This is a genomic window from Streptomonospora litoralis, assembly GCF_004323735.1.
GTDB classification, from domain to species: domain Bacteria; phylum Actinomycetota; class Actinomycetes; order Streptosporangiales; family Streptosporangiaceae; genus Streptomonospora; species Streptomonospora litoralis.
This window is the reverse complement of the sequence record NZ_CP036455.1, coordinates 3,573,646-3,595,913: the sequence shown is the minus strand read 5'-3', so window position 1 is coordinate 3,595,913 and position 22,268 is coordinate 3,573,646. Positions and strand designations below refer to the sequence as shown.

Here is a 22,268-nt window from a genome sequence, read left to right as displayed (position 1 = left end):
GGCGGCGTGATGTACGTCCCCCGCCTGGAGCGGACCGCGGCGGGCCCGCCTGCGCCGCCTCCCGGGGAGGGCACCGTCCTCATCACCGGGGCCGCGGGCACCCTGGGCCGGCTGTGCGCCCGGCACCTCGTCGCCGAGCACGGTGTCCGCCGGCTGCTGCTGGCGAGCCGCCGCGGCGAGGACGCCGACGGCGCGCGGGAGCTGGCCGCCGAACTTGCCGAGGCGGGCGCCGAGGTCCGCTGGGCCGCCTGCGACGCGGCCGACCGCGACCGGCTCGCCGAGCTGCTCGCCTCCATTCCGCCCGAGCACCCGCTCACCGGCGTCGTGCACGCCGCCGGGGTGCTCGACGACGCCCTCGTCACCTCCCTGACCGGCGAGCAGCTGGACCGCGTGCTGCGGCCCAAGGTCGACGCCGCCGCCCACCTGCACGAGCTGACGGCCGACCTGCCGCTGTCCTGGTTCGTGCTCTACTCCTCCATGATGGCCGCCTTCGGCGGACCGGGGCAGGCCAACTACGCCGCCGCCAACGCCTTCCTCGACGGGCTCGCCCAGCACCGCCGGGCGCGGGGGCTGCCCGCCGCCTCGCTCGGCTGGGGGTACTGGGACCAGCGCAGCGGCATGAGCGAGCACCTGACCGACGCCGATCTGGCCCGCATGGCCCGCTCCGGCGTCGTCCCGCTGTCCTCCGCCGAGGGCATGGAGCTGTTCGACGCCGCGCTGGCGGCGCCCGAGGCGCACACCCTGCCGGTGCGGCTCGACCCCGCCACGCTGCGGTCCCGGGCGGCGGACGGCGCGCTGCCGCCGCTGCTGCGGACGGTGGCCGGCACCCGCCGCACGGCGGCCCCCGCGGGCGATCGGGCCTCCGAGGCCGCACCCGCCCAGCGGCTGGCCGAGCTGCCCGCCGCCGAGCGCGACGCCGCGCTGCTCGACCTCGTGCGGGAGCAGGCGGCCGCCGTCGTCGCCAACCCCGACCCCCGCTCCATCGGCGCCGAGCGCGCCTTCAAGGACGCCGGGTTCGACTCGCTCACCTCGGTGGAGCTGCGCAACCGACTCAACCGGCTCACCGGGCTGAACCTGCCCACCACCCTGCTGTTCGACCACCCCACCCCCGCGGCGGTGGTCCGCCACGTGCGCGGACTCCTGGTCGGCGAGGACGACGCCCCCGTCCCCGCGCCCGTCCCCGCGTCCGCGGCGGCGGGAGCCTCCGGTGACACCGACGACCCCGTCGCGGTCGTGGCGATGAGCTGCCGCCTGCCGGGAGGCGTGCGCAGCCCCGAGGACCTGTGGGAGCTGCTGCTGCAGGGCCGCGACGCCATCGGGGGCTTCCCCACCGATCGCGGCTGGCCCCACGACATCTACGACCCCGATCCCGGCCGCGCGGGCAAGTCCCGCGTGCGGGCCGGCGGGTTCGTCTACGACGCCCCCGACTTCGACGCCGCGTTCTTCGGGATCTCCCCCCGCGAGGCCGCCGCGATGGACCCCCAGCAGCGGCTGCTGCTGGAGGTGTCCTGGGAGGCCGTGGAGCGCGCCGGAATCGCGCCCTCCTCGCTGGCCGGCGACCCGGTGGGCGTCTACATGGGCACCAACATGCAGGACTACGCCGCCGATCAGCGCCGAGTGCCCGAGGACGCCGAGGGCTACCTGCTCACCGGGCGCTCGCAGAGCGTCGTCTCCGGCCGCATCGCCTACGTACTGGGCGTGGAGGGGCCCGCCGTCACCGTCGACACGGCGTGCTCGTCCTCGCTGGTGTCGATGCACCTGGCGGCGCAGTCGCTGCGCCAGGGCGAGTGCTCGCTCGCGCTGGCCGGCGGGGTGACCGTCATGTCGCGGCCGCTGCTGTTCGTCGAGTTCAGCCGGCAGCGCGGCCTCGCGCCGGACGGGCGCTGCAAGACTTTCTCCGACGCCGCCGACGGCACCGGCTGGTCCGAGGGGGCCGGCGTGCTGGTGCTGGAGCGGCTGTCCGACGCCCGCCGCCGCGGGCACCCCGTCCTCGCGCTGCTGCGCTCCAGCGCGGTCAACCAGGACGGCGCCAGCAACGGCCTGTCGGCGCCCAACGGCCCGGCCCAGCAGCGGGTCATCCGCCAAGCGCTGGCCGCGGCCGGGCTGCGCCCGGCCGACGTCGACGCCGTCGAATCCCACGGCACCGGGACCGTGCTGGGCGACCCGATCGAGGCCCAGGCGCTGTCGGCCGCCTACGGCGACGGGAGGCCGCCCGAGCACCCGCTGCTGGTGGGCGCTATGAAGAGCAACATCGGCCACACCCAGGCCGCCGCAGGGGTGTCGGGCGTGATCAAGATGCTCACGGCGATGCGGCACGGGGCGCTGCCCCGCAACCTGCACTGCGAGCAGCCGTCCTCCCACGTCGACTGGTCCTCGGGCGCGCTGCGGCTGCTCGATCGCCGGCTGCCGTGGCCGGACCGCGACGGCGGCCCCCGCCGCGCCGGGGTCTCCGCGTTCGGGATCAGCGGGACGAACGCCCACGTACTCCTCGAAGCGCCCGGGGCGGACGAAGCCGGGGACGACCACGCCGAGGAGGCGGGCGGCGCTGCGGCCCCGCCCGTGCTCGCCTGGCCGGTCTCGGCGCGCAGCGGCGCCGCGCTGAACGCCCAGGCAGAGCGGCTCCGGTCGCACGCGGCCGCCCACCCCGACGAGTCGCCCCGCGACGTCGGCCACGCGCTGGCGACCACGCGCGGTGCCTTCGAGCACCGCGCGGTCGCCGTGGGCCGCGACCGCGGCGAACTGCTCGCCTCGCTGGAGGAGATCGCGCGCGGCGGCGGCGCCGCGCGGGGCGTGGCCGACGACGGCGCGACCGCGTTCCTGTTCACCGGGCAGGGAGCGCAGCGCCCCGGCATGGGCCGCGGACTGTACGAGTCCTTCCCCGCCTTCGCCGACGCCTTCGACGCCGTCTGCGCCGAGAGTGACCGCCACATCGGGTGCTCGCTGCGCGAGATCGTGTTCGCCGAGGAGGGCGCGGCCGCGGCGCAGGCCCTGGACCGCACCGAGTTCGCGCAGCCGGCCCTGTTCGCCGTGGAGACGGCCCTGGTCCGGCTGCTGGAGAGCTGGGGGGTCACACCGGACGCGGTGCTGGGCCACTCGATCGGCGAACTCGTCGCCGCGCACGTGGCGGGCGTGTGGTCGCTGGCCGACGCCTGCGCGATGGTGGCCGCCCGCGGCCGACTCATGCAGGCCATGGGCTCCGGCGGGGCGATGATCGCCGTCGACGCCGCGGAGGACGAGGTCCGCGCCGCCCTGGCCGGGAGCGAGGACGAGGTCTCGCTGGCCGCCGTGAACGGGCCGCGCGCGTGCGTGATCTCCGGAGACCCCGCCGCCGCCGAGCGCGTCGCCGGCCGCCTGGGCGGCCGGGCCAAGCGGCTGCGCGTCAGCCACGCGTTCCACTCGCCGCATATGGAGCCGATGCTCGCCGAGTTCCGCGAGGTCGCCGCCGGGCTCGCCTACGCCGAACCGGCGGTGCCCCTCGTCTCCAACGTGACGGGCGAGCGGGCCGCGGCCGGGGAGCTGGCCGACCCCGACTACTGGGTCGCCCAGGCGCGGCGCGCGGTCCGCTTTCACGACGGCCTGCTCGCCCTGCGCCGCGCCGACACGACACGTTTCCTGGAGGTCGGCCCCTCCGGCGTGCTGACAGCGGCCGTGCGTGACGGCCTCGCCGACGCGCCCGTCACCGCCGCGTGCCTCCTGCACCGCGACGGGCCGGAGGCGGTGAACGCCGTCTCGGCGGTGGCCCGGATGCACACCGCGGGCCGGCGGGTGGACTGGGCCGCCTTCCACGGCGGCGGAGCCCGTCGCGTCGACCTGCCCACTTACGCGTTCCAGCGGGAACGGTTCTGGCTGGACGACGCGAGCGGCAGCGCTCCCGAGGCCGCCCACACCCCAGCCGAAGGCGAAGGCGCCCCGGGCGAGTCCGAGGACCCCGCCGAGCGCGAGTTCTGGCGCATCCTGGAGCAGGAGGACCTGCCCGGACTGCGCACCCTCCTCGGACTGGCCGCGGACGCGCCGCCGGAGACCGTCCTCGCGGCCCTGCCGTCCTGGCACCGCCGGCGGCGGCAGCGCTCGGCCGCGGCCTCGTGCACCTACCGGCAGGCATGGCGGCCCCACGCCGTCGCGGCCACCGCCCCGAGAGGACGGTGGCTCCTCGTCCACCCCGAGGACGCCGACCGGCCGGTGCTGGACGCGCTAGCGGAAGCGCTGCGCGCCGGCGGAGCCGAGGTCGTCGCGGCACCGCTGGACGCCGCGGCCTGCGACCGCGCCACCGCGGCCGCCTGCCTGCCCGAGGACGCCGACCGGTTCGACGGCGTCGTCTCGCTGCTCGCCCTGGACGAGCGCCCGCACCGCAAGGCGCCGGGCGTGCACGCGGGCCTGGCCGCCACCGTCTGCCTCGTGCAGGCGCTGGACGACCGCGGCGCGCGGGCCCGGCTGTGGCCGGTGACCCGCGCGGCCGTGGCCGCCGGCGGCACCGAGAGGAGCGTCCGACCCGAGCAGGCCGCGCTCTGGGGGCTGGGGCGCGTCCTCGGGCTCGAACGCCCGGACCGCCTCGGCGGCCTGGTCGACCTGCCGCCGCGGGTCGACGACCGCGCCGCCGAGGCGGCCGCCGCCGTAGTGTCCGGCGACGGCCCCGAGGACCAGTTCGCCGTCCGCGCGGACGGCGTCAGCGTGCCCCGCGTGGTCCGCGCCCCGCTGGAGGGCGGCGCGGGCGAGCGGCCCGCCTGGCGCACGGGCGGAACCGCGCTGGTCACCGGAGGCACGGGCGGCCTCGCGGCACACGTCGCGCGCTGGCTGGCCGACCGCGGCGCCGAGCACGTCGTGCTGGCGAGTCGGCGCGGCGCCGAACCCCCCGTGGCCGGTGAGCTGCGCGACCGCGGGGTGCGGGTGACGTGCGCCGCCTGCGACGCGGCCGACCGCGACGCCCTCGCCCGCCTGGTCGAGGAGGTCGAGGCCGGCGGAGAGCCCGTCCGCTCGGTCCACCACGCGGCCGGAGTCGTCCGGTTCGCCCCGCTGGCCGACACGTCCCCCGAGGACGCCGCCGAGGTCACCGCGGGCAAGGCCGACGGCGCCCGCAACCTAGACGAGCTCTTCGCCGACCGCGACCTCGACGCGTTCGTGCTGTTCTCCTCGGTCGCCGGGTTCTGGGGCAGCGGCGGCCAAGGCGCCTACGCCGCCGCCAACGCCCACCTGGACGGACTGGCCCTGCGGCGCCGCGCCCGCGGACTCGCCGCCACGTCCGTGGCGTGGGGCCCCTGGGCGGGCGAGGGCATGAACAGCCAGGACGGCGTCGAGGAGCACCTCGTCCGGCGCGGGCTGCGGCCGATGGCCCCCGAGACCGCCCTGGCCGCCCTGGAGGCCGTGCTCGGCGCGGCGGAGCCGTTCGCGGCCGTCGCCGACGTCGATTGGGACCGGTTCGCCCTGGGCTATACAGCGGACCGTCCCCGCCCCCTGATCTGCGAGGTGGTCCCCGCCGACGCCGACACTCCCGCCGGCACCCCCGCCGACGAGGCCCCGGGCGAGGGCTTCGCCGAGCGGATGGCCGCCCTGCCGAGCGCCGAACGGGACCGGGAACTCCTGGAGGTGGTGCGCCGCCAGGTCGCCGCGGTTCTCGGCCACGCCTCCGCCGAAGCCGTCGCACCCGCCAATGCCTTCCACGACGCCGGGTTCGACTCCCTGATGGCCGTCGAGCTGCGCACCCGCCTGCGGGAGGAGACCGGGCTGCCGCTCAGCGCCACCACGATCTTCGACTATCCCGACCCGCAGTCCCTCGCCGGCCACCTCGCCGGCGTGCTGGGCGCGCAACCGGACGCCGAGCACGGCGACGGCGTCCACGAGCGCCTGGAGACCTCCACCGCCGACGAACTCTTCGACTTCATCGACCACGAGCTGGGGTTCTCATGAGCGACGAGAAGCTGCTGGCCTACCTCAGAAAGGTGACCGGGGAACTGCACGAGGCCCGCCGGAAGCTGAAGGAGGCCCCGGCGGCCGACGCGGACGACCCGATCGCGGTCGTGGCCATGAGCTGCCGCCTGCCCGGCGGCGTGGCATCCCCCGAGGACCTGTGGGAGCTGCTGGCCGACGAACGCGACGCGGTCTCCGGGTTCCCCACGGACCGCGGCTGGCCCGACGACCTGTACTCCGACGACCCCGACGCCCCCGGCAAGAGCTATGTGAACCGCGGGGGGTTCCTGCACGACGCCGCCGCGTTCGACCCCGAGGCGTTCGGCATCTCGCCCCGCGAGGCGACGGCGATGGACCCGCAGCAGCGCCTGATGCTGGAGCTGGGCTGGGAGGCCTTCGAGCGGGCGCGGATCGCCCCGTCCTCCCTGCGCGGCACCGCGACCGGCGTCTTCGCCGGCGCGTGCTCCTTCCACTACGAGGGCGACTACACCGACGCCCCCGAGGACCTGGGCGGCCACCTGATCACCGGGAACGTGACCAGCGTGCTCTCCGGCCGCGTCAGCTACGCGTTCGGCCTGGAGGGCCCGGCCATCACGCTGGACACCGGCTGCTCCTCGGCGCTGGTGGCGATGCACCTCGCCGCGCGGTCGCTGCGCCAGGGCGAGTGCTCCCTGGCGCTGGCCGGAGGTGTGGCCGTCATGTCGACGCCGGGGGTATTCGTCGAGTTCAGCCGGCAGCGCGGGCTCGCCCCCGACGGACGCTGCAAGGCGTTCGGGGCGGCCGCCGACGGCACCGGGTGGAGCGAGGGCGCCGGGTTCGTCCTGCTGGAGCGCCTCTCCGACGCCGAGGCCGCGGGCCACCCGGTCCTCGCCGTGCTCCGCGGCTCCGCGACCAACCAGGACGGCGCCAGCAACGGACTGACCGCACCCAACGGCCGCGCCCAGCAGCGGGTCATCCAGCGGGCGCTGGAGGACGCCGGCCTGGAGGCCGCCGACGTGGACGCCGTCGAGGGCCACGGCACCGGCACCAGGCTCGGCGACCCGATCGAGGCCAACGCGCTGATGGAGGCCTACGGCAGGCGGCGGCCCGAGGACCGGCCGCTGCTGCTCGGTTCGGTGAAGTCCAACATCGGCCACGCGCAGGCCGCCGCCGGGGTCGCGAGCGTCATCAAGACGGTGCTCTGCCTGGACCGCGGACGGCTGCCCCGCACCCTGCACGTCGACGAACCCACCCCCGAGGTCGACTGGAGCCGCGGCGGCGTGGAACTTCTGACCGAGCCGGTCGCGTGGCCGCGCGGCGAGCGGGTGCGGCGGGCCGGCGTCTCCGGCTTCGGCGTCAGCGGCACCAACGCCCACCTCATCGTGGAGGAGCCGCCCGAGCCCTCCCCGGCGGCGGTGCACGCCGGCGCCGACGCGGACCCCTTCGGCACCCCGCTGCCGTGGGTGCTGTCGGCCCGCGGCGAGCAGGCGCTTCGGGCCCGGGCGGCGCAGCTCCACGCGCACGCCTCGGCCGCGCCCGAGACGGTGCAGGACATCGGCTACTCGCTGGCGACCACGCGCTCCTCCTACGAGCACCGGGCCGTGGTCGTCGGCGAGGACCGCGACCGACTCCTCGCCGGAGTGGACGCGCTGCGCGCCGGGGCCTCCTCGCCCGCGGTGGTCTCCGGAGTCGCCGAGACACCGGCCGCCCCCGTCTTCGTCTTCCCCGGGCAGGGTTCGCAGTGGCCCGGCATGGCCCGCGACCTGCTGGAGTCGTCGCCGGTCTTCCGCAAGCGCATGGAGGAGTGCGCCGACGCCCTCGCCGGCCACGTGGCGCGCTCGCCCCTCGACGTGCTGCGCATGACACCGGGCGGCCCCGACGACGACCGCGTCGACGTGGTCCAGCCGGCGCTGTTCTCGGTGATGGTGGCCCTCGCCGAGCTGTGGCGCTCCTACGGCGTCGAACCCGCGGGTGTGATCGGGCACTCCCAGGGCGAGATCGCGGCGGCCTGCGTGGCGGGCGCGCTCTCGCTGGAGGACGCCGCCCGCGTGGTCGCGCTGCGCTCGCGGGCGCTGCGGACGCTCGCGGGAACGGGCGGGATGCTCTCGCTCGGACTGCCGCCCGGCGAAACCCGGGAGCTGCTGGCGCATTGGGAGGGGCGCCTCTCGCTGGCCGCGGTGAACAGCCCCGGCGACACGGTGGTCTCCGGCGACACCGAGGCGCTCGCGTCCCTGCAGCAGGCGGCCGCCGACCGGGGAGCGCGCGCCCGGATGGTCAACGTGGACTACGCCTCGCACTCCGCGCACGTCGAGGAGATCCGCCAGACGCTGCTCGGCGACCTGGCGCCGGTCGCCCCGGGCGCCGCCGGCGTCGCCTTCTACTCCACGGTGACGGGCGACCGGCTCGACACCGCCGCACTGGACGCGGACTACTGGATGCGCAACCTGCGCCGCACCGTGCGGCTGGACGCAGCCGCGGAGGCCGCCCACCGCGCCGGTCTGCGGATGTTCGTCGAGGTCAGCCCGCACCCGGTGCTCACGTTCCCGCTGCAGCAGACCCTGCCGGAGGCGGACGTCCTCGGCACGCTCCACCGCGACGACCGGTGCGCGCGGCGGTTCCTCGTCGCCCTCGGGGAGGCCTACGCGGCGGGCGCCGAGGTCGACTGGTCCGCGGCGTTCGACCCCGCCGCGGGCCGGCGGGTCCCGCTGCCCACCTATCCGTTCCAGCGCCGCAAGCACTGGCTGCCGCCGCGCCGCCCCGCGGCCGCCGCTCCCGTCGACCGGCTGGACACCTGGCACTACCGGCCCTCCTGGAGCGCGGTCACCGAGGTGGCGCAGGGCCGCGCCCGCGGACTGTGGCTGCTGCTCGTCCCCGCCGGCGCAGGAACCGGCGCAGGCACCGGCACAGGCGCAGTCGCCGACGCGCTGCGCCGCTCCGGCGCCGAGACCTGCTCGGTGGAGGTGGATCGTCCGCCCGAGCGGGCCGCACTCGCCGCACGGCTGCGCGATGCGGCACAGGACCGCGAGGTCGCCGGGGTGCTGTCGCTGGCGGCCGACGCCGAGGACGTGTCCGGCGAACGCGGGGGCGGCGTGCCCGAGGCGGTGCTGGGGACCCTCGTCGCCCACCAGGCCCTCGGTGACGCCGGGATCGGCGCTCCGCTGTGGTGCGCCACGCGCGAGGCCGTCTCCACCGGCGCCGGCGACCCGGCTCCCCGGCCCCGCCAGGCCGCGCTGTGGGGGCTGGGCACCTCGCTGGCGGCGGAGCGGCCCGAGCGCTGGGGCGGGCTGGTCGACCTGCCCGCCGATCCGGGGCCGCGCGAGCTCGACCGCATGGCCTCGGTCCTGGGCGGCGGCGGGGAGCCGCAGTGCGCCGTGCGCCCGGGCGGGACCTTCGCCCGCCGACTCCTCCGCGCCTCCAGCGCGACCGCCGAGGCGTGGGTGCCCGACGGGACCGTGCTGATCACCGGCGGACTCGGGGGCGTCGGCGGACGACTGGCCCGCCGGCTGGCCCGGGGCGGCGCCCGGCACCTGCTGCTGCTGGGCCGCCGCGGCCTGGACACCCCGGGCGCCAAGGACCTGTGCCAGGAGCTCGACGAGCTGGGTGCCACCGTCATGGTGCGGGCCTGCGACGCCGCCGACCGCGCCGCCCTGGCCGAGGCGATCGGCGAGATCCCCGAGGAGCACCCGCTGACCGCGGTGATCCACGCGGCCGGGGTCCTCGACGACGCCCCCGCCGACCGCCTCGGGCCGAAGCAGCTGCGTACGGTCATGTCCGCCAAGGCGGCTTCGGCCTGGAACCTGCACGAACTCACCCGCGGCCTCCCGCTCACCGCGTTCGTGCTGTTCTCCTCCGCGGGCGCCGTTCTGGGCTCCGCCGGCCAGGCCGGCTACGCGGCGGCCAACGCCTATCTGGACGGCCTCGCCGAGCACCGCAAGGCCCTGGGCCTGCCCGCCACCTCGATCGCCTGGACGGTGCTGAAGGACTCGGGGATGGTCGGCCCCGACGCCGAGGAGTGGTTCAGCGCGCGCGGCGCCCGCCCCATGGAGCCCGAGCCCGCCTTCGAGGCCATGCGCCGCGCGATCGAGACCGGCGCGCCGCACGTGGTGGTCGGCGACATCGACTGGGGGCGCTTCGCCTCCCTGGACGGCATCACCGCGCCGGGGCCGCTGCTGGCCGAGATCCCCGAGGCGGCCCGATCCGCAGCCGAGGCCGAGGGCGGCGACGCGCGCCGGCTCGTGCTCGGCCGGGACGCCGACGAGGCCCTGCGTTCGCTGCGCGACCTCGTCGCGGGCCAGGTCGCGGCGGTCCTGGACTACGGGCCCGACGACGCGGTGCCCCGGGAGCGGCCGCTCAAGGAGCTGGGCTTCGACTCGGTGACGTCGGTCGCGCTGCGCAACCGCCTCGGCGCCGCGTGCGGCCTGCGGCTGCCGGTGACTCTCGCCTTCGACCATCCTTCGGTGGCCGCGATCGCCGGACACCTCTACGACGAACTGTCCCCCGACACGGGCGCGGACGCCGCCGCGGAGCTGGAGCGCCTGGAGTCGCTCCTCGCCGACGGCGGCGACCTGCGCGAGGCCCTCGTGGAGCGGCTCCGCTCGATGCTGTGGAAGTGGGACCGCGGCCCGGCGGCCCCGGACGACGCGGAGGACGCGGGGCGCGCGGACGACCTGCGCGACGCGACCGACGAAGAGATGTTCCAGCTGCTCGACAACGAACTGGGAACGGCATGACAGCCAACGAGACCAGGCTCCGCGACTACCTGAAGCAGACCACGGCGGAGCTGCGGGCCACCCGGTCGCGGCTGCGCGAGCACGAGGAGCGCGGCCGCGAGCCGATCGCGATCGTCGGGATGGCCTGCCGCTTCCCCGGCGGGGTGCGCTCACCCGAGGACCTGTGGGACGTGGTGGAGCCCGGCCGCGACGTCGTCGCGCCCTTCCCCGCCGACCGGGGGTGGGACACGGCCGGGATCTACGACCCGCAGGGCGAGCGGAGCGGCACCACATACGCCCGCGAGGGCGGCTTCCTGGAGGACGTGGCGCTGTTCGACGCCGGGTTCTTCGACATCTCGCCGCGCGAGGCGACGTCGATGGACCCGCAGCAGCGGATCTTCCTGGAGACCTCGTGGGAGGCGTTCGAGCGGTCCGGGATCGTCCCCGCGTCCCTGCGCGGCAGCTCCACCGGCGTCTACCTGGGGGCCACCGACCACGACTACGGCCGGGGCATCAGCCCGGTACCCGACCACCTGCGCGGCAACCTGCTGATCGGGCGCTCGGGGGCGATCTCCGCGGGGCGGGTGTCCTACGTCTTCGGCCTGGAGGGTCCGGCGCTGACCGTCGACACCATGTGCTCCTCCTCGCTGGTGGCCATGCACCTGGCCACCGAAGGGCTGCGCCGCGACGAGTGCACGCTGGCGCTGGCCGGCGGCACCACGGTGATGTCCACCCCCGAGGGGTTCATCGAGTTCAGCGCGCAGCAGGCGCTCGCCCCCGACGGGCGCTGCAAGTCCTTCGGCGCCGCCGCCGACGGCACCGGATGGTGCGAGGGCGTGGGGGTCGCGCTGCTCGAACGCCTCAGCGACGCCCGCCGCAACGGCCACCCGGTGCTGGCCGTCGTCCGGGGCGGTGCGGTCAACCAGGACGGGGCCAGCAACGGGCTCACCGCGCCCAACGGCCGGTCCCAGCGGCGGGTGATCAAGCAGGCGCTGCGCAGCGCCCGGGTGACGGCCGAGGAGGTGGATCTGGTCGAGGCGCACGGCACCGGGACCTCCCTGGGCGACCCCGTCGAGGCGCACGCGCTGCTGGCCACCTACGGGCAGGGCCGCGACGGGTTGCCGCCGCTGCGCCTGGGCTCGCTGAAGTCCAATTTCGGCCACGCCGCCGCGGCCGCGGGCATCGGCGGCGTCATCAAGACCGTCATGGCGCTGCGGAACGGCGTGATGCCGCGGACCCTGCACGCCGAGGAACCCTCGCCCGCGATCGACTGGTCGTCGGGGCGGGTGGAGCTGCTCGCCGAGAACCGGCCGTGGGAGCGCAACGGCCATCCGCGCCGCGCCGGGGTTTCGGCGTTCGGCGCGAGCGGCACCAACGCCCACCTGATCCTGGAGGAGGCGCCGGAGGAGGCGGCGCCCGCCGAGGAGCCCGAGGACTCCGCCGCTGCCGACGACGGCGCCGGCACCGGCGGTACCGGAGCCCCCGCTGCCCGGCAGGACACCCGAACCGCCGGCGGTGCGGAGAGCCCGGCGGGGGTCCTGGGCCCGGGGGCCCCGATTCCCTGGCTGCTGTCGGCGCGCAGCGAGACCGCGCTGGCCGACCAGGCCCGCCGGCTCGCCGACCACCTGGCCCGGCGGCCCGGCACCGGCCCCGCCGACGTCGCATGGTCGCTGGCCACGGCGCGGACCGCGTTCGAGCACCGCGCGGTGGTCACCGGAACCGGCGCGGGCGAGCTCACCGCCGGGCTCGACGCGCTCGCCGCCGGAGCCGAGCACCCGCGGCTCACCCGCGGCCGGGTCGTCGCCGACCGCGGCCGGACGGTGTTCGTCTTCCCCGGCCAGGGCGCGCAGTGGCCCGGTATGGCCCGCGGGCTCGCGGAGGGCTCCCCGGTGTTCGCCGCCGCGCTGCGGGAGTGCGCCGACGCCCTGGACCCCCTGGTCGACTGGCCCGCGCACGAGGTGCTGCGCAACGGCGGCGATTCGGCAAGCGCGGTCGACACCGACCGGGTGGACGTGGTGCAGCCGGCCCTGTTCGCCGCCATGGTCGCGCTGGCCCGGACGTGGCGGGCGTGCGGCGTCGAGCCGGCGGCCGTGGTCGGCCACTCCCAGGGCGAGATCGCGGCGGCCTGCGTGGCCGGGGCGCTGTCGCTGGAGGACGCGGCGCGCGTGGTGGCACTGCGCAGCCGGCGCCTGCGCGAGATCGCCGGCGGCGGGGGGATGCTCTCGGTCGGGCTGTCCCGCGACCGCGCGCTGGACGCCGTCGCGCAGTGGCCCGACCTGTCGCTGGCGGCCGTCAACGGTGCGCGTTCGGCGGTGGTCTCCGGCGCCGGCGAGAGCCTCGACGGCCTGGCCGCCCAGCTGGAGCGCGCCGACGTGCGCACCCGCCGGATCCCTGTGGACTACGCCTCCCACTCCCACCACGTGGAGCGCCTCCACGCCGGGATCAGCGCCGACCTGGCGGGCGTCTCGCCGCGCTCCGCCGAGGTTCCGCTGTACTCCACCGTCACCGGCGAGGCGATCGACACCTCCGAGATGGGCGCCGACTACTGGTACCGCAACCTCCGCGCCACCGTGGAGCTGGACGCGGCCGTGCACGCCCTGTCCCGCACCGGACACACCACCTTCGCCGAGGTCAGCCCGCACCCGGTGGTGCTGCCCGCGATCGAGGAGACCCTGGACCGGCTCGACACGGCCCGGGCCGTCACCGGCGGCACGCTGCGCCGCGACGAGGGTGACCTGCACCGGTTCCTGGCCTCGGCGAGCCACCTGCACACCCGCGGCGTCGGCGTCGACTGGCCCGCCGTCCTCGCCGACCTCGGCGGCGCCCCGACCGACCTGCCGACCTACGCCTTCCAGGGGCGGCGCTACTGGATGGAGGCCGCACAGCCCGACGACGCGGGGAGCCCCGACGGTGCGGCCGGCGCGGAGGCCGACGCGGAGTTCTGGGAGATGGTGAGCACCGCCGACCCGCAGACCCTCGCCGAGAACCTCGGCATCGACCCCGCGCAGCCCTTCAGCGCCGCCGTGCCCGCCCTCGCCCGCTGGCGCGAGCGCCACCGCCGGCGCAGGGACACCGACACCTGGCGCTACCACGAGTCCTGGGTCCCGCTGCAGGAGGCGGCCGGGCCGCGGCTGTCGGGCCGGTGGCTGCTGCTCGACCACGAGCGCGGCGGCTGGGACGACCTGCGTCGCGGGATCGCCGACCAGCTGGGGCGGCACGGCGCCCGAGTCGAGCGGATCGTCCTCGCCGAGGCGGAGGAGGGCCGCGCAGCCCTGGGCGCGCGGCTGCGCGACGCCGCGGCCGGCGGCGTCGCCGGTGTCGTCTCCCTCCTCGCGCTCGACCGCGGCGAGCAGCCCGGTCACCCGGGGCTGCCGCGCGCGCTCGCCTCGACCTTCACCTGCGTCCAGGCCTTTGCCGACTCCGGGATCGACGCCCGGCTGTGGGCGGCCACCTGCGGCGCCGCGGCCGTCGGCGACACCGAGCACGTGGCGGCCCCCGACCAGACCGCCGTATGGGGGCTGGGCCGGGTGGCCGCGCTGGAGCTGCCCGACCGGTGGGGCGGCCTCGTCGACCTGCCCGCCGACGCGGCGCTCTCCGATTCGGCCGCCCGCCGGTTCGCCGGGGCGCTGCTGGCGGGTACCGAGGACCAGATCGCCGTGCGGTCGCCGGCGGCCTACGGCAGGCGGCTGCGCCGCGTCGACGCCGCCGCGCAGCGGGCGCCGCGCTGGCGGCCCCGCGACACCGTCCTGCTGACCGGCGGAACCGGAGGCGTCGGCGCCCAGGTCGCCCGGTGGCTGGCCGAACTGGGGGCGCCCCGCCTGGTGCTGACCTCCCGGCGCGGTGGGGCCGCTCCCGGCGCCGAGGCGCTCGCCGCCGAGCTGCGCGAGCTGGGCACCGACGTGGAGATCGCGGCCTGCGACGCCGCCGACCGCGACGCGTTCGCCGCCATCCGGGAGCGCGCCGCCGAGCGGGGCCGCCCCGTCCGCGCCGTGCTGCACATGGCCGGCGCGGGCGTGCTCCGCGCCCTGGACGCGACCGACACGGGCGAGTACGCCGACACCACCTACGCCAAGATCGCCGGCGCCGACGTGCTCGACGAGCTGTTCTCCGAACCGGGCGAGCTGGACGAGTTCGTGCTGTTCTCGTCGATCTCGGCGGCCTGGGGCAGCGGCGAGCACGGCGCCTACGCATCCGCCAACGCCTACCTGGACGGGCTCGCCGACAGCCGCCGCGGGCGCGGGCTGCCCGGGCGCTCGGTCGTGTGGGGCATCTGGGCGCCCCGGGACGGCGGCGGCATGGCGGCCGGCCTGGCCGAGGAGCAGCTGCGCAGCCGCGGCATCCCGTTCATGGACCCCGCAGCCGCGCTGGAGGGGTTCCACCGCGTCCTCGACGACGACCGCGCGGTCGAGGTCCTCGCCGAGGTGGACTGGGAGAGCTTCGCGCCCGTTTTCACCATGGCCCGGCCCAGCCCGCTGCTGGAGACGATCCCCGAAGCGGAGTCGGCCCTGCGCCGCGATCGGGAGGAGGCCGGCGAAGCGGGGGAGTCCTCCCTCGCCGAGCGCCTGGCCGGCATGCGCCCGGTGGACCGCGCCCGCGCGCTGTCGGAGCTGGTGCGCTCCCGGATCGCCGCGGTGCTGGACTACGCCGGACCCGACGAGGTGGACCCGGACCGGGCGCTGCGCGAGCTCGGATTCGACTCCCTGACGGCGGTCGACCTGCGCAACCGGCTCACCACCGCCACCGGCCTGCGCCTTCCGGTCACCGTCGTCTTCGACCACCCGAACGCGGCGGCCCTCGCCACCCACATCGGCGGGCTGCTCCTGCCCGCAGGGGACAGCGGCGGCGGCGAGGGCGGCGACGCGGACCGGGCGCCCGTCCCCGACGCCGGACCCGACGAGATCGGGGACATGGACGTCGACTCGCTGGTCCAGCTGGCACTCCGGAGCGAGACACAACGAGGTGAAGGATGACTGAGGGCAACGAGCAGCTCGTCGCGGCGCTGCGCGCCTCCGTACGGGAGAACGAACGGCTCAAGCAGGCCGACAACGAACCGGTCGCGATCGTCTCCATGAGCTGCCGGTGCCCGGGCGGGGTGTCGTCCCCGGAGGAGCTGTGGGACCTCGTGGCCGCCGAGCGCGACGCCGTCGGCCCCCTGCCCGGCGACCGCGGCTGGGACCTCGACCGCCTCTACCACCCCGACCCCGACCACCAGGGCACCTGCTACGTCACCGAGGGCGGCTTCCTCGACGGGGCCGGCCGGTTCGACCCGGGCTTCTTCGGGATCGCCCCCCGCGAGGCCGAGGCCATGGACCCCCAGCAGCGGCTGCTTTTGGAGACCTCCTGGGAGCTGTTCGAGCGGGCGGGTGTGCTGCCGCAGACGCTGCGCGGCTCCTCCACCGGCGTCTTCCTCGGCGCCGCCTGGCAGGGCTACGGCGAGGGCTGGCGCGACCTCCCCGACGGGCTGCAGGGCCACCTGGTGACCGGTATGTCCACCAGCGTGATCTCCGGCCGCCTCGCCTACACGCTGGGCCTGGAGGGGCCCGCCATCACCCTCGACACCGGCTGCTCGTCGTCGTTCGTCGCGCTGCACCTGGCGATGCAGTCCCTGCGCCGCCGCGAATGCGCGCTCGCCGTCGTCGGCGGCGCCGCGGTGATGTCGGCGCCCATCTCGCTGGTCGGATTCAGCCGGCACCGCGCCCTGGCCCGCGACGGCCGGTGCAAGGCGTTCTCCGCCGACGCCGACGGCATGGGGCTGGGCGAGGGCGCCGGGACCCTGTTGCTGGAGCGGCTCTCCGACGCCCGCCGCAACGGCCACCCCGTCCTCGCCGTCGTCGCCGGCAGCGCGATCAACCAGGACGGCGCGAGCAACGGCATGGCCGCCCCGAACGGCGTCGCCCAGCAGCGGGTCATCCGCCAGGCCCTGGCCAACGCCCGACTCGAACCCGCCGACGTGGACACGGTCGAGGCCCACGGCACCGGAACCTCGCTGGGCGACCCCATCGAAGCCGAAGCCCTGCTCGCCACCTACGGCCGCGACCGCTCACCCGAGCGGCCGCTGTGGATCGGCTCGCTGAAGTCCAACATCGGCCACGCGCAGGCCGCCGCGGGCGTGCTGAGCATCATCAAGACGGTGCAGGCCGCGCGGCACGGCGTGTACCCCCGGACGCTGCACGCCGACGAGCCCTCGCCCAACGTGGACTGGTCGGACGGGGTGGTCGCGCCGCTGCGCGAGGCGCGGCCCTGGCCGCGCGCAGGCGCACCCCGCACCGCCGGCATCTCCTCCTTCGGCGTCAGCGGCACCAACGCGCACGTCATCCTGCGCGAGGCGCCGCCCGAGGAAGCAACCGAGGAGGCGGCCGACCGGCCCGCGGCGAGGCCCGCGGCCCTGCCCCTGGTGCTGTCCGCCCGCACCGGCGACGCGCTCCGCCGCCAGGCGGCGGAGCTGCGCACGCGGCTCGCCGACGACCCCGACCCGCTGGATGTCGCCTACACCCTCGCCACGGCGCGGACCGCCTTCGAGCACCGCGCCGCGGTCGTCGGCACCGGCACGGCCGACCTGCGCGCCGGGCTTGCCGCCGTCGCCGGCGGGGCCGCCGACGGCGAGGTCGTCCGCGGCACCGTCCGCCGCGGCCTGGACCGCCGCGTCGTGTTCATGTTCCCCGGCCAGGGGTCGCAGTGGGCCGGCATGGCCGGGCGGCTGGTGGCCGAGTCCGCGGAGTTCGCCGAGCGGATGGCCGAGTGCGACCGCGCCCTCGCCCCCTTCACCGGCTGGTCCCTGCTGGAACTGCTGGAAGACGAGGACACCGCCTGGATGGAGCGGGTGGACCGGGTCCAGCCCGTGCTGTTCGCCGTCATGGTGTCGCTGGCCGCCATGTGGCGCGCCGCCGGTGTCGAGCCCGACGCGGTCATCGGCCACAGCCAGGGCGAGATCGCCGCCGCGTGCGTGGCGGGCGCGCTCTCCCTGGACGACGCCGCCCGCGTGGTGGCCCTGCGCAGCCGGGCGCTGACGCGGATCGCCGGCGGGGGCGGCATGATGTCGGTGGCGCTGCCGCCCGAGCGCGTCCGCTCGCTGCTGGAGCGCCGCTCCGCGCTGTCGCTGGCCGCCGCGAACGGCGCCGCCTCCACCGTGGTGTCGGGTCCCGCCGAGGAGCTGGCGGACCTCGCCCGCGAACTGGAGGAGGACGGCACACGCACCCGGCGGGTCCCGGTCGACTACGCCTCCCATTCGGCCGACGTGGAACTCCTGCACGACGAACTCCTCGACGCCCTCGCGCCCGTCGCCCACCACGACGGGGAGATCCCGTTCTACTCCACCGTCACCGCCGACCGGCTGCGGCTGTCGGCGGTGGGGCCGGAGTACTGGTACCGCAACCTGCGCCGCCCCGTGGAGCTGGAGCACGTGACGCGGCTGCTCGCCGACCACCGCCACGACGTGTTCCTGGAGGTCAGCCCGCACCCCGTGCTGACACCCGCAATCAGTGAGACGCTCGCCGACCAGGGGCGGCTGGATTCCGCCGTGGTGGTCGGCACGCTCCGCCGCGACGAGGGCGGGCTCGACCGGTTCCTGCGCTCGGCGTGCGAACTGCACGTCAGCGGCGTCGCCGTGGGCTGGGACCGGCTGCTGCCCGGCGGCCGCACCGTCGACCTGCCCACCTACCCCTTCGAGCGGGGCCGTTACTGGCTCGACGCCCCGGCACCCGGGGCCGCAGCGCCCTCCGAGACCGACACCTGGCGCTACCAGGTCGCCTGGCGGCCCGCCGACAGCGGCACCGAGGCACCCGCGCTCCGGGGCGACTGGCTGGTCGCCGTCCCCGCCGGCCGCGGCGGCGCGCCCCTCGTCGAGGACGTGCTGGAGGCCCTGCGCACGCACGGCGCCCGGCCCGTACCGGTCGAGCTGGACGCGGCACACGACGACCGCGCCTCGATCGCGGAGCGGCTGCGCGCCTGCGGGGCGCCCGCGGGCGCGCTCTCCCTGCTCGCCCTCGCCGACGAACCGGTCGCGGCGTCCGGGCGCAGCACCGGGACCACCCTGAACACCGCGCTGGTGCAGGCCCTCGGCGACACCGGCGGCCAGGTCCCGCTGTGGACGGCCACCAGCGGCGCGGTGGCCGTGCGCCCCGGCGACACGCTGACCGCGCCGGACCAGGCCGCCGCCTGGGGGATGGGCCGGATCGCGGCCGTCGAGCACCCCCACTTCTGGGCCGGGCTCGTCGACCTCCCCGAACGGCTCGCCGCCCCCGCGGCTTCCCGCCTGGCCGCGGTGCTGGCCGGCGCCGCGGGCGAACCCCAGGTCGCCGTCCGCGCCTCGGGCACCTATGCGCGGCGGCTGGTCCCCGCCTCCCCGGCCGCGCAGCGGTGGACCCCGGCGGGCACGGTCCTGGTCACCGGCGGAACCGGCGCCCTCGGCGGCCACGTGGCCCGGTGGCTGGCCCGCAACGGCGCCGAGCACATCGTCCTCACCGGCCGGCGCGGCCCGCGGGCGCCGGGCGCCGAGGAGCTGCGCGCCGAACTCGCCGAGCTGGGCGCGGAGGCGACCGTCGCCGCCTGCGACGCGGCCGACCCCGACGCCCTCGCCGAGCTGCTGGAGACACTGCCCTCGCTGGACGCCGTCGTCCACGCCGCCGGCGTGCTCGACGACGGCCTGCTGGACGGCCTCACCGGCGAGCGGTGCGACGCCGTTTTCGCCCCCAAGGTCGCCGCCGCCCGCAACCTGCACGAGCTGACCCGCGACCGCGACCTCTCGGCGTTCGTGCTCTTCTCCTCCTTCGCGGGCACGCTCGGCGGCCCCGGCCAGGGCGCCTACGCGGCCGCCAACGCCTACCTCGACGCGCTCGCCCGGCACCGCCGGGACCACGGCCTGCCGGCCACCGCGATCGCGTGGGGCGCCTGGGACGGCGGCGGCCTCGTCGACGAGGAGACCGCCGCCCGGCTGCGCAGCACCGGCATGCCCGCCATGCCGCCCGACCGCGCCGTCGAGGCGATGGGCCGGGCCGTCGGCAGCGGCGACACCGCCGTGGCCGTCGCCGACGTGGACTGGGCGCTGCTGACCGCCTCCTCCCCGCTGACCGGAGACAGCCCCGTCGTCAGCGAGATCCCCGCCGTCAAGGAGCGGCGGGCGCCCGCGCGGCAGGCGGACGGCGACGACGGCGGCCGCTGGACGCGGTTGCACGGCGAGGAGCGCGAGCGGGCGCTCACCGACCTCGTCGTCGGCGAGGTCGCGGCCGCCCTCGGGCACGACGCCGCGACCCTGGCCACCGACCGCGCGTTCCGCGAGCTGGGCTTCGACTCGCTCACCGCCGTCGACCTGCGCAACCGGCTGGCCGCGGCGACTGGCCTGACTCTGCCGGTCACGCTCGTCTTCGACTACCCGACGGCCGACGAGCTCATCCGGCACCTTTCCGAGGCGCTGCCCGGCGGATCGGGCGAGGCGGTCGAGGAGGCCGCGGCGGCACCCCCGGCGGCGACGGCGGCCGCGGCCGAAGAGCCGATCGCCATCGTGGCGATGAGCTGCCGCCTGCCCGGCGGCGTCAGCACGCCCGAGGACCTGTGGCGGCTGCTCGACGCGGGCGGTGATGCGGTCGGTCCGTTCCCGCGCGACCGCGGCTGGGACGTCGACGGCCTCTACGACGCCGACCCCGACACCCCCGGCACCTACTACGTCCAGGGCGGCGGATTCCTGCGCGGCGCCGCCGACTTCGACGCCGCCTTCTTCGGCATCTCGCCGCGCGAGGCCCTGACCACCGACCCGCAGCAGCGGCTGCTGCTGGAGACGGCGTGGGAGGCGTTCGAGCGGGCGGGCATCGACCCGCGGACCCTCAAGGGCAGCCCGACCGGCGTCTACGTGGGCGCCAGCTACAACGACTACGGTGCCCGGGTCTCTCAGCCCAGCGAGCACGAGGGCTACCTGGCCCTGGGCAGCGCGAGCAGCGTGGCGTCCGGCCGGATCTCCTACATGTTCGGCTTCGAAGGTCCGGCGCTGACGGTGGACACCGCGTGCTCGTCGTCGCTGGTGGCGCTGCACCTGGCGGTCCAGGCGCTGCGGCGCGGCGAGTGCACCCTGGCGCTCGCCGGCGGCGTCGTCGTGATGTCCTCGATGGACACGTTCGTGGAGTGGAGCCGGCAGCGCGCCATGGCACCCGACGGCCGGTGCAAGGCGTTCTCCGCCGACGCCGACGGGGCGGGCTGGGCCGAGGGGGTCGGCCTCGTCCTGCTGGAGCCGCTGTCCCAAGCGCGGCGCCGGGGCCACCGGGTGCTGGGGCTGGTGCGCGGCTCCGCGGTCAACCAGGACGGCGCGAGCAACGGCCTGACGGCGCCCAACGGGCCCTCCCAGCAGCGGGTGGTGCGCGCGGCGCTGGAGGACGCGGGACTCGGGCCGGACGACATCGACGCGGTGGAGGCGCACGGGACCGGCACGAGCCTGGGCGACCCGATCGAGGCCCAGGCGCTCGCGCAGGTGTACGGGGAGAACGGCCGGGAGCGGCCGCTGCGGCTGGGCTCGCTGAAGTCCAACATCGGCCACACGCAGGCGGCGTCGGGGATCGCCGGGGTCATCAAGATGACGCTCGCCCTGCAGCACGAGCGGCTGCCCAAGACCCTGCACGCCGAGCGGCCGTCGCCGCACATCGACTGGGAGTCCGGCCCTCTCGCCGTGCTCACCGAGTCCGCACCCTGGCAGCGCAACGGGCGGTCGCGGCGCTCGGGTGTCTCCTCGTTCGGCGTCTCCGGTACGAACGCGCATGTGGTGCTGGAGGAGGCGCCTGTTTTCGAGGGCGGGCCGGCGGGGTCGGCGGAGCCCGGTGGAGAGGTGCCGGTGGTGCCGTGGGTGGTGTCGGGGCGGGGTGTGTCGGGTCTGCGGGGGCAGGCGGAGCGGTTGGCGCGGTTCGGGCGGGAGGCGCCTGGTGTGGATGTGGGGGCTGTGGCTGCGGGGCTGGCGGGCCGCAGTGGTTTCGAGGAGCGGGCGGTGGTGCTCGGGTCGGACGCGGAGGAGGTGAGTGCGGGGCTGGATGCGGTGGCCGCGGGTGCGGCGCCGGTGCGCGGTGCGGTGGGCCGGGCCCGTGCGGGCAGGGTCGGGGTGGTGTTCTCGGGGCAGGGTGCGCAGCGGTTGGGGATGGGCCGCGAGCTGCATGGGCGGTTCTCGGTGTTCGCCGAGGTGTTCGACGCGGCGGTGGCGGAGTTGGAGGGCCACCTCGGTAGCGGGGTGCGGGATGTCGTGTGGGGCGAGGACGCGCGGGTGTTGGAGCGGACGGTGTTCGCGCAGGCGGGGTTGTTCGCGGTGGAGGTGGCTCTGTTCCGGTTGTTGGAGTCGTGGGGGGTCGAGCCCGGGTGTGTGATGGGGCATTCGGTGGGGGAGTTGGCGGCGGCGCATGTGGCGGGTGTGTGGTCGTTGGCCGATGCGGCGCGGGTGGTGGCGGCGCGGGGTCGGTTGATGGAGGAGTTGCCCGAGGGCGGCGCGATGCTCTCGGTGGACGCCGGAGAGGAACGGGTCGCGGGGGTGGTGCACGCCGTGGCCGAGGCCGGCGGCCGGGTGGACGTCGCGGCGGTCAACGGGCCGCACTCCGCGGTGGTCTCGGGTGCGGAGAGCGCCGTCGACGAGGTCGAACGGATTCTGGGCGACGACGGCCACCGCGTGCGCCGACTGCGGGTGAGCCGCGGATTCCACTCGGCGCTGATGGAGCCGAT

Annotated in this window: 4 protein-coding genes (2 of these 4 only partly in view); all 4 read left to right on the top strand. The window is 76.7% G+C overall.

The window, feature by feature from the left end; all coding sequences use genetic code 11:
• Tightly spaced (each overlapping or abutting the next), the 4 genes in view from EKD16_RS26150 to EKD16_RS15105 form a layout consistent with a single transcriptional unit that may run on beyond the window.
• A protein-coding gene (locus EKD16_RS26150) for a type I polyketide synthase (RefSeq protein ID WP_131098974.1) crosses the window boundary here: on the top strand, window positions 1-5,901 show its end. Its footprint begins 6,981 nt before the window's first position; only the last 5,901 of its 12,882 coding nucleotides appear in the window; the start codon falls outside the window, past its left edge; the stop codon is at window positions 5,899-5,901.
• On the top strand, window positions 5,898-10,610 hold the full coding sequence (locus EKD16_RS15115; protein ID WP_131098973.1) for a type I polyketide synthase: 4,713 nt from the start codon (window positions 5,898-5,900) through the stop codon (window positions 10,608-10,610). The genes EKD16_RS26150 and EKD16_RS15115 overlap by 4 nt, the downstream gene beginning before the upstream one ends.
• Window positions 10,607-15,559 carry a type I polyketide synthase gene (locus EKD16_RS15110; RefSeq protein ID WP_131098972.1) on the top strand — a complete coding sequence of 1,651 codons (4,953 nt, stop codon included), beginning with the start codon at window positions 10,607-10,609 and terminating at the stop codon, window positions 15,557-15,559. Before EKD16_RS15115 ends, EKD16_RS15110 begins: the two co-directional genes overlap by 4 nt.
• A protein-coding gene (locus EKD16_RS15105) for a type I polyketide synthase (RefSeq protein ID WP_131098971.1) crosses the window boundary here: on the top strand, window positions 15,556-22,268 show its 5' portion. 3,193 nt of this gene lie beyond the right edge of the window; 6,713 of the gene's 9,906 nt are visible here — the first part of the coding sequence; its start codon is at window positions 15,556-15,558; its stop codon lies beyond the right edge, outside the window. The genes EKD16_RS15110 and EKD16_RS15105 overlap by 4 nt, the downstream gene beginning before the upstream one ends.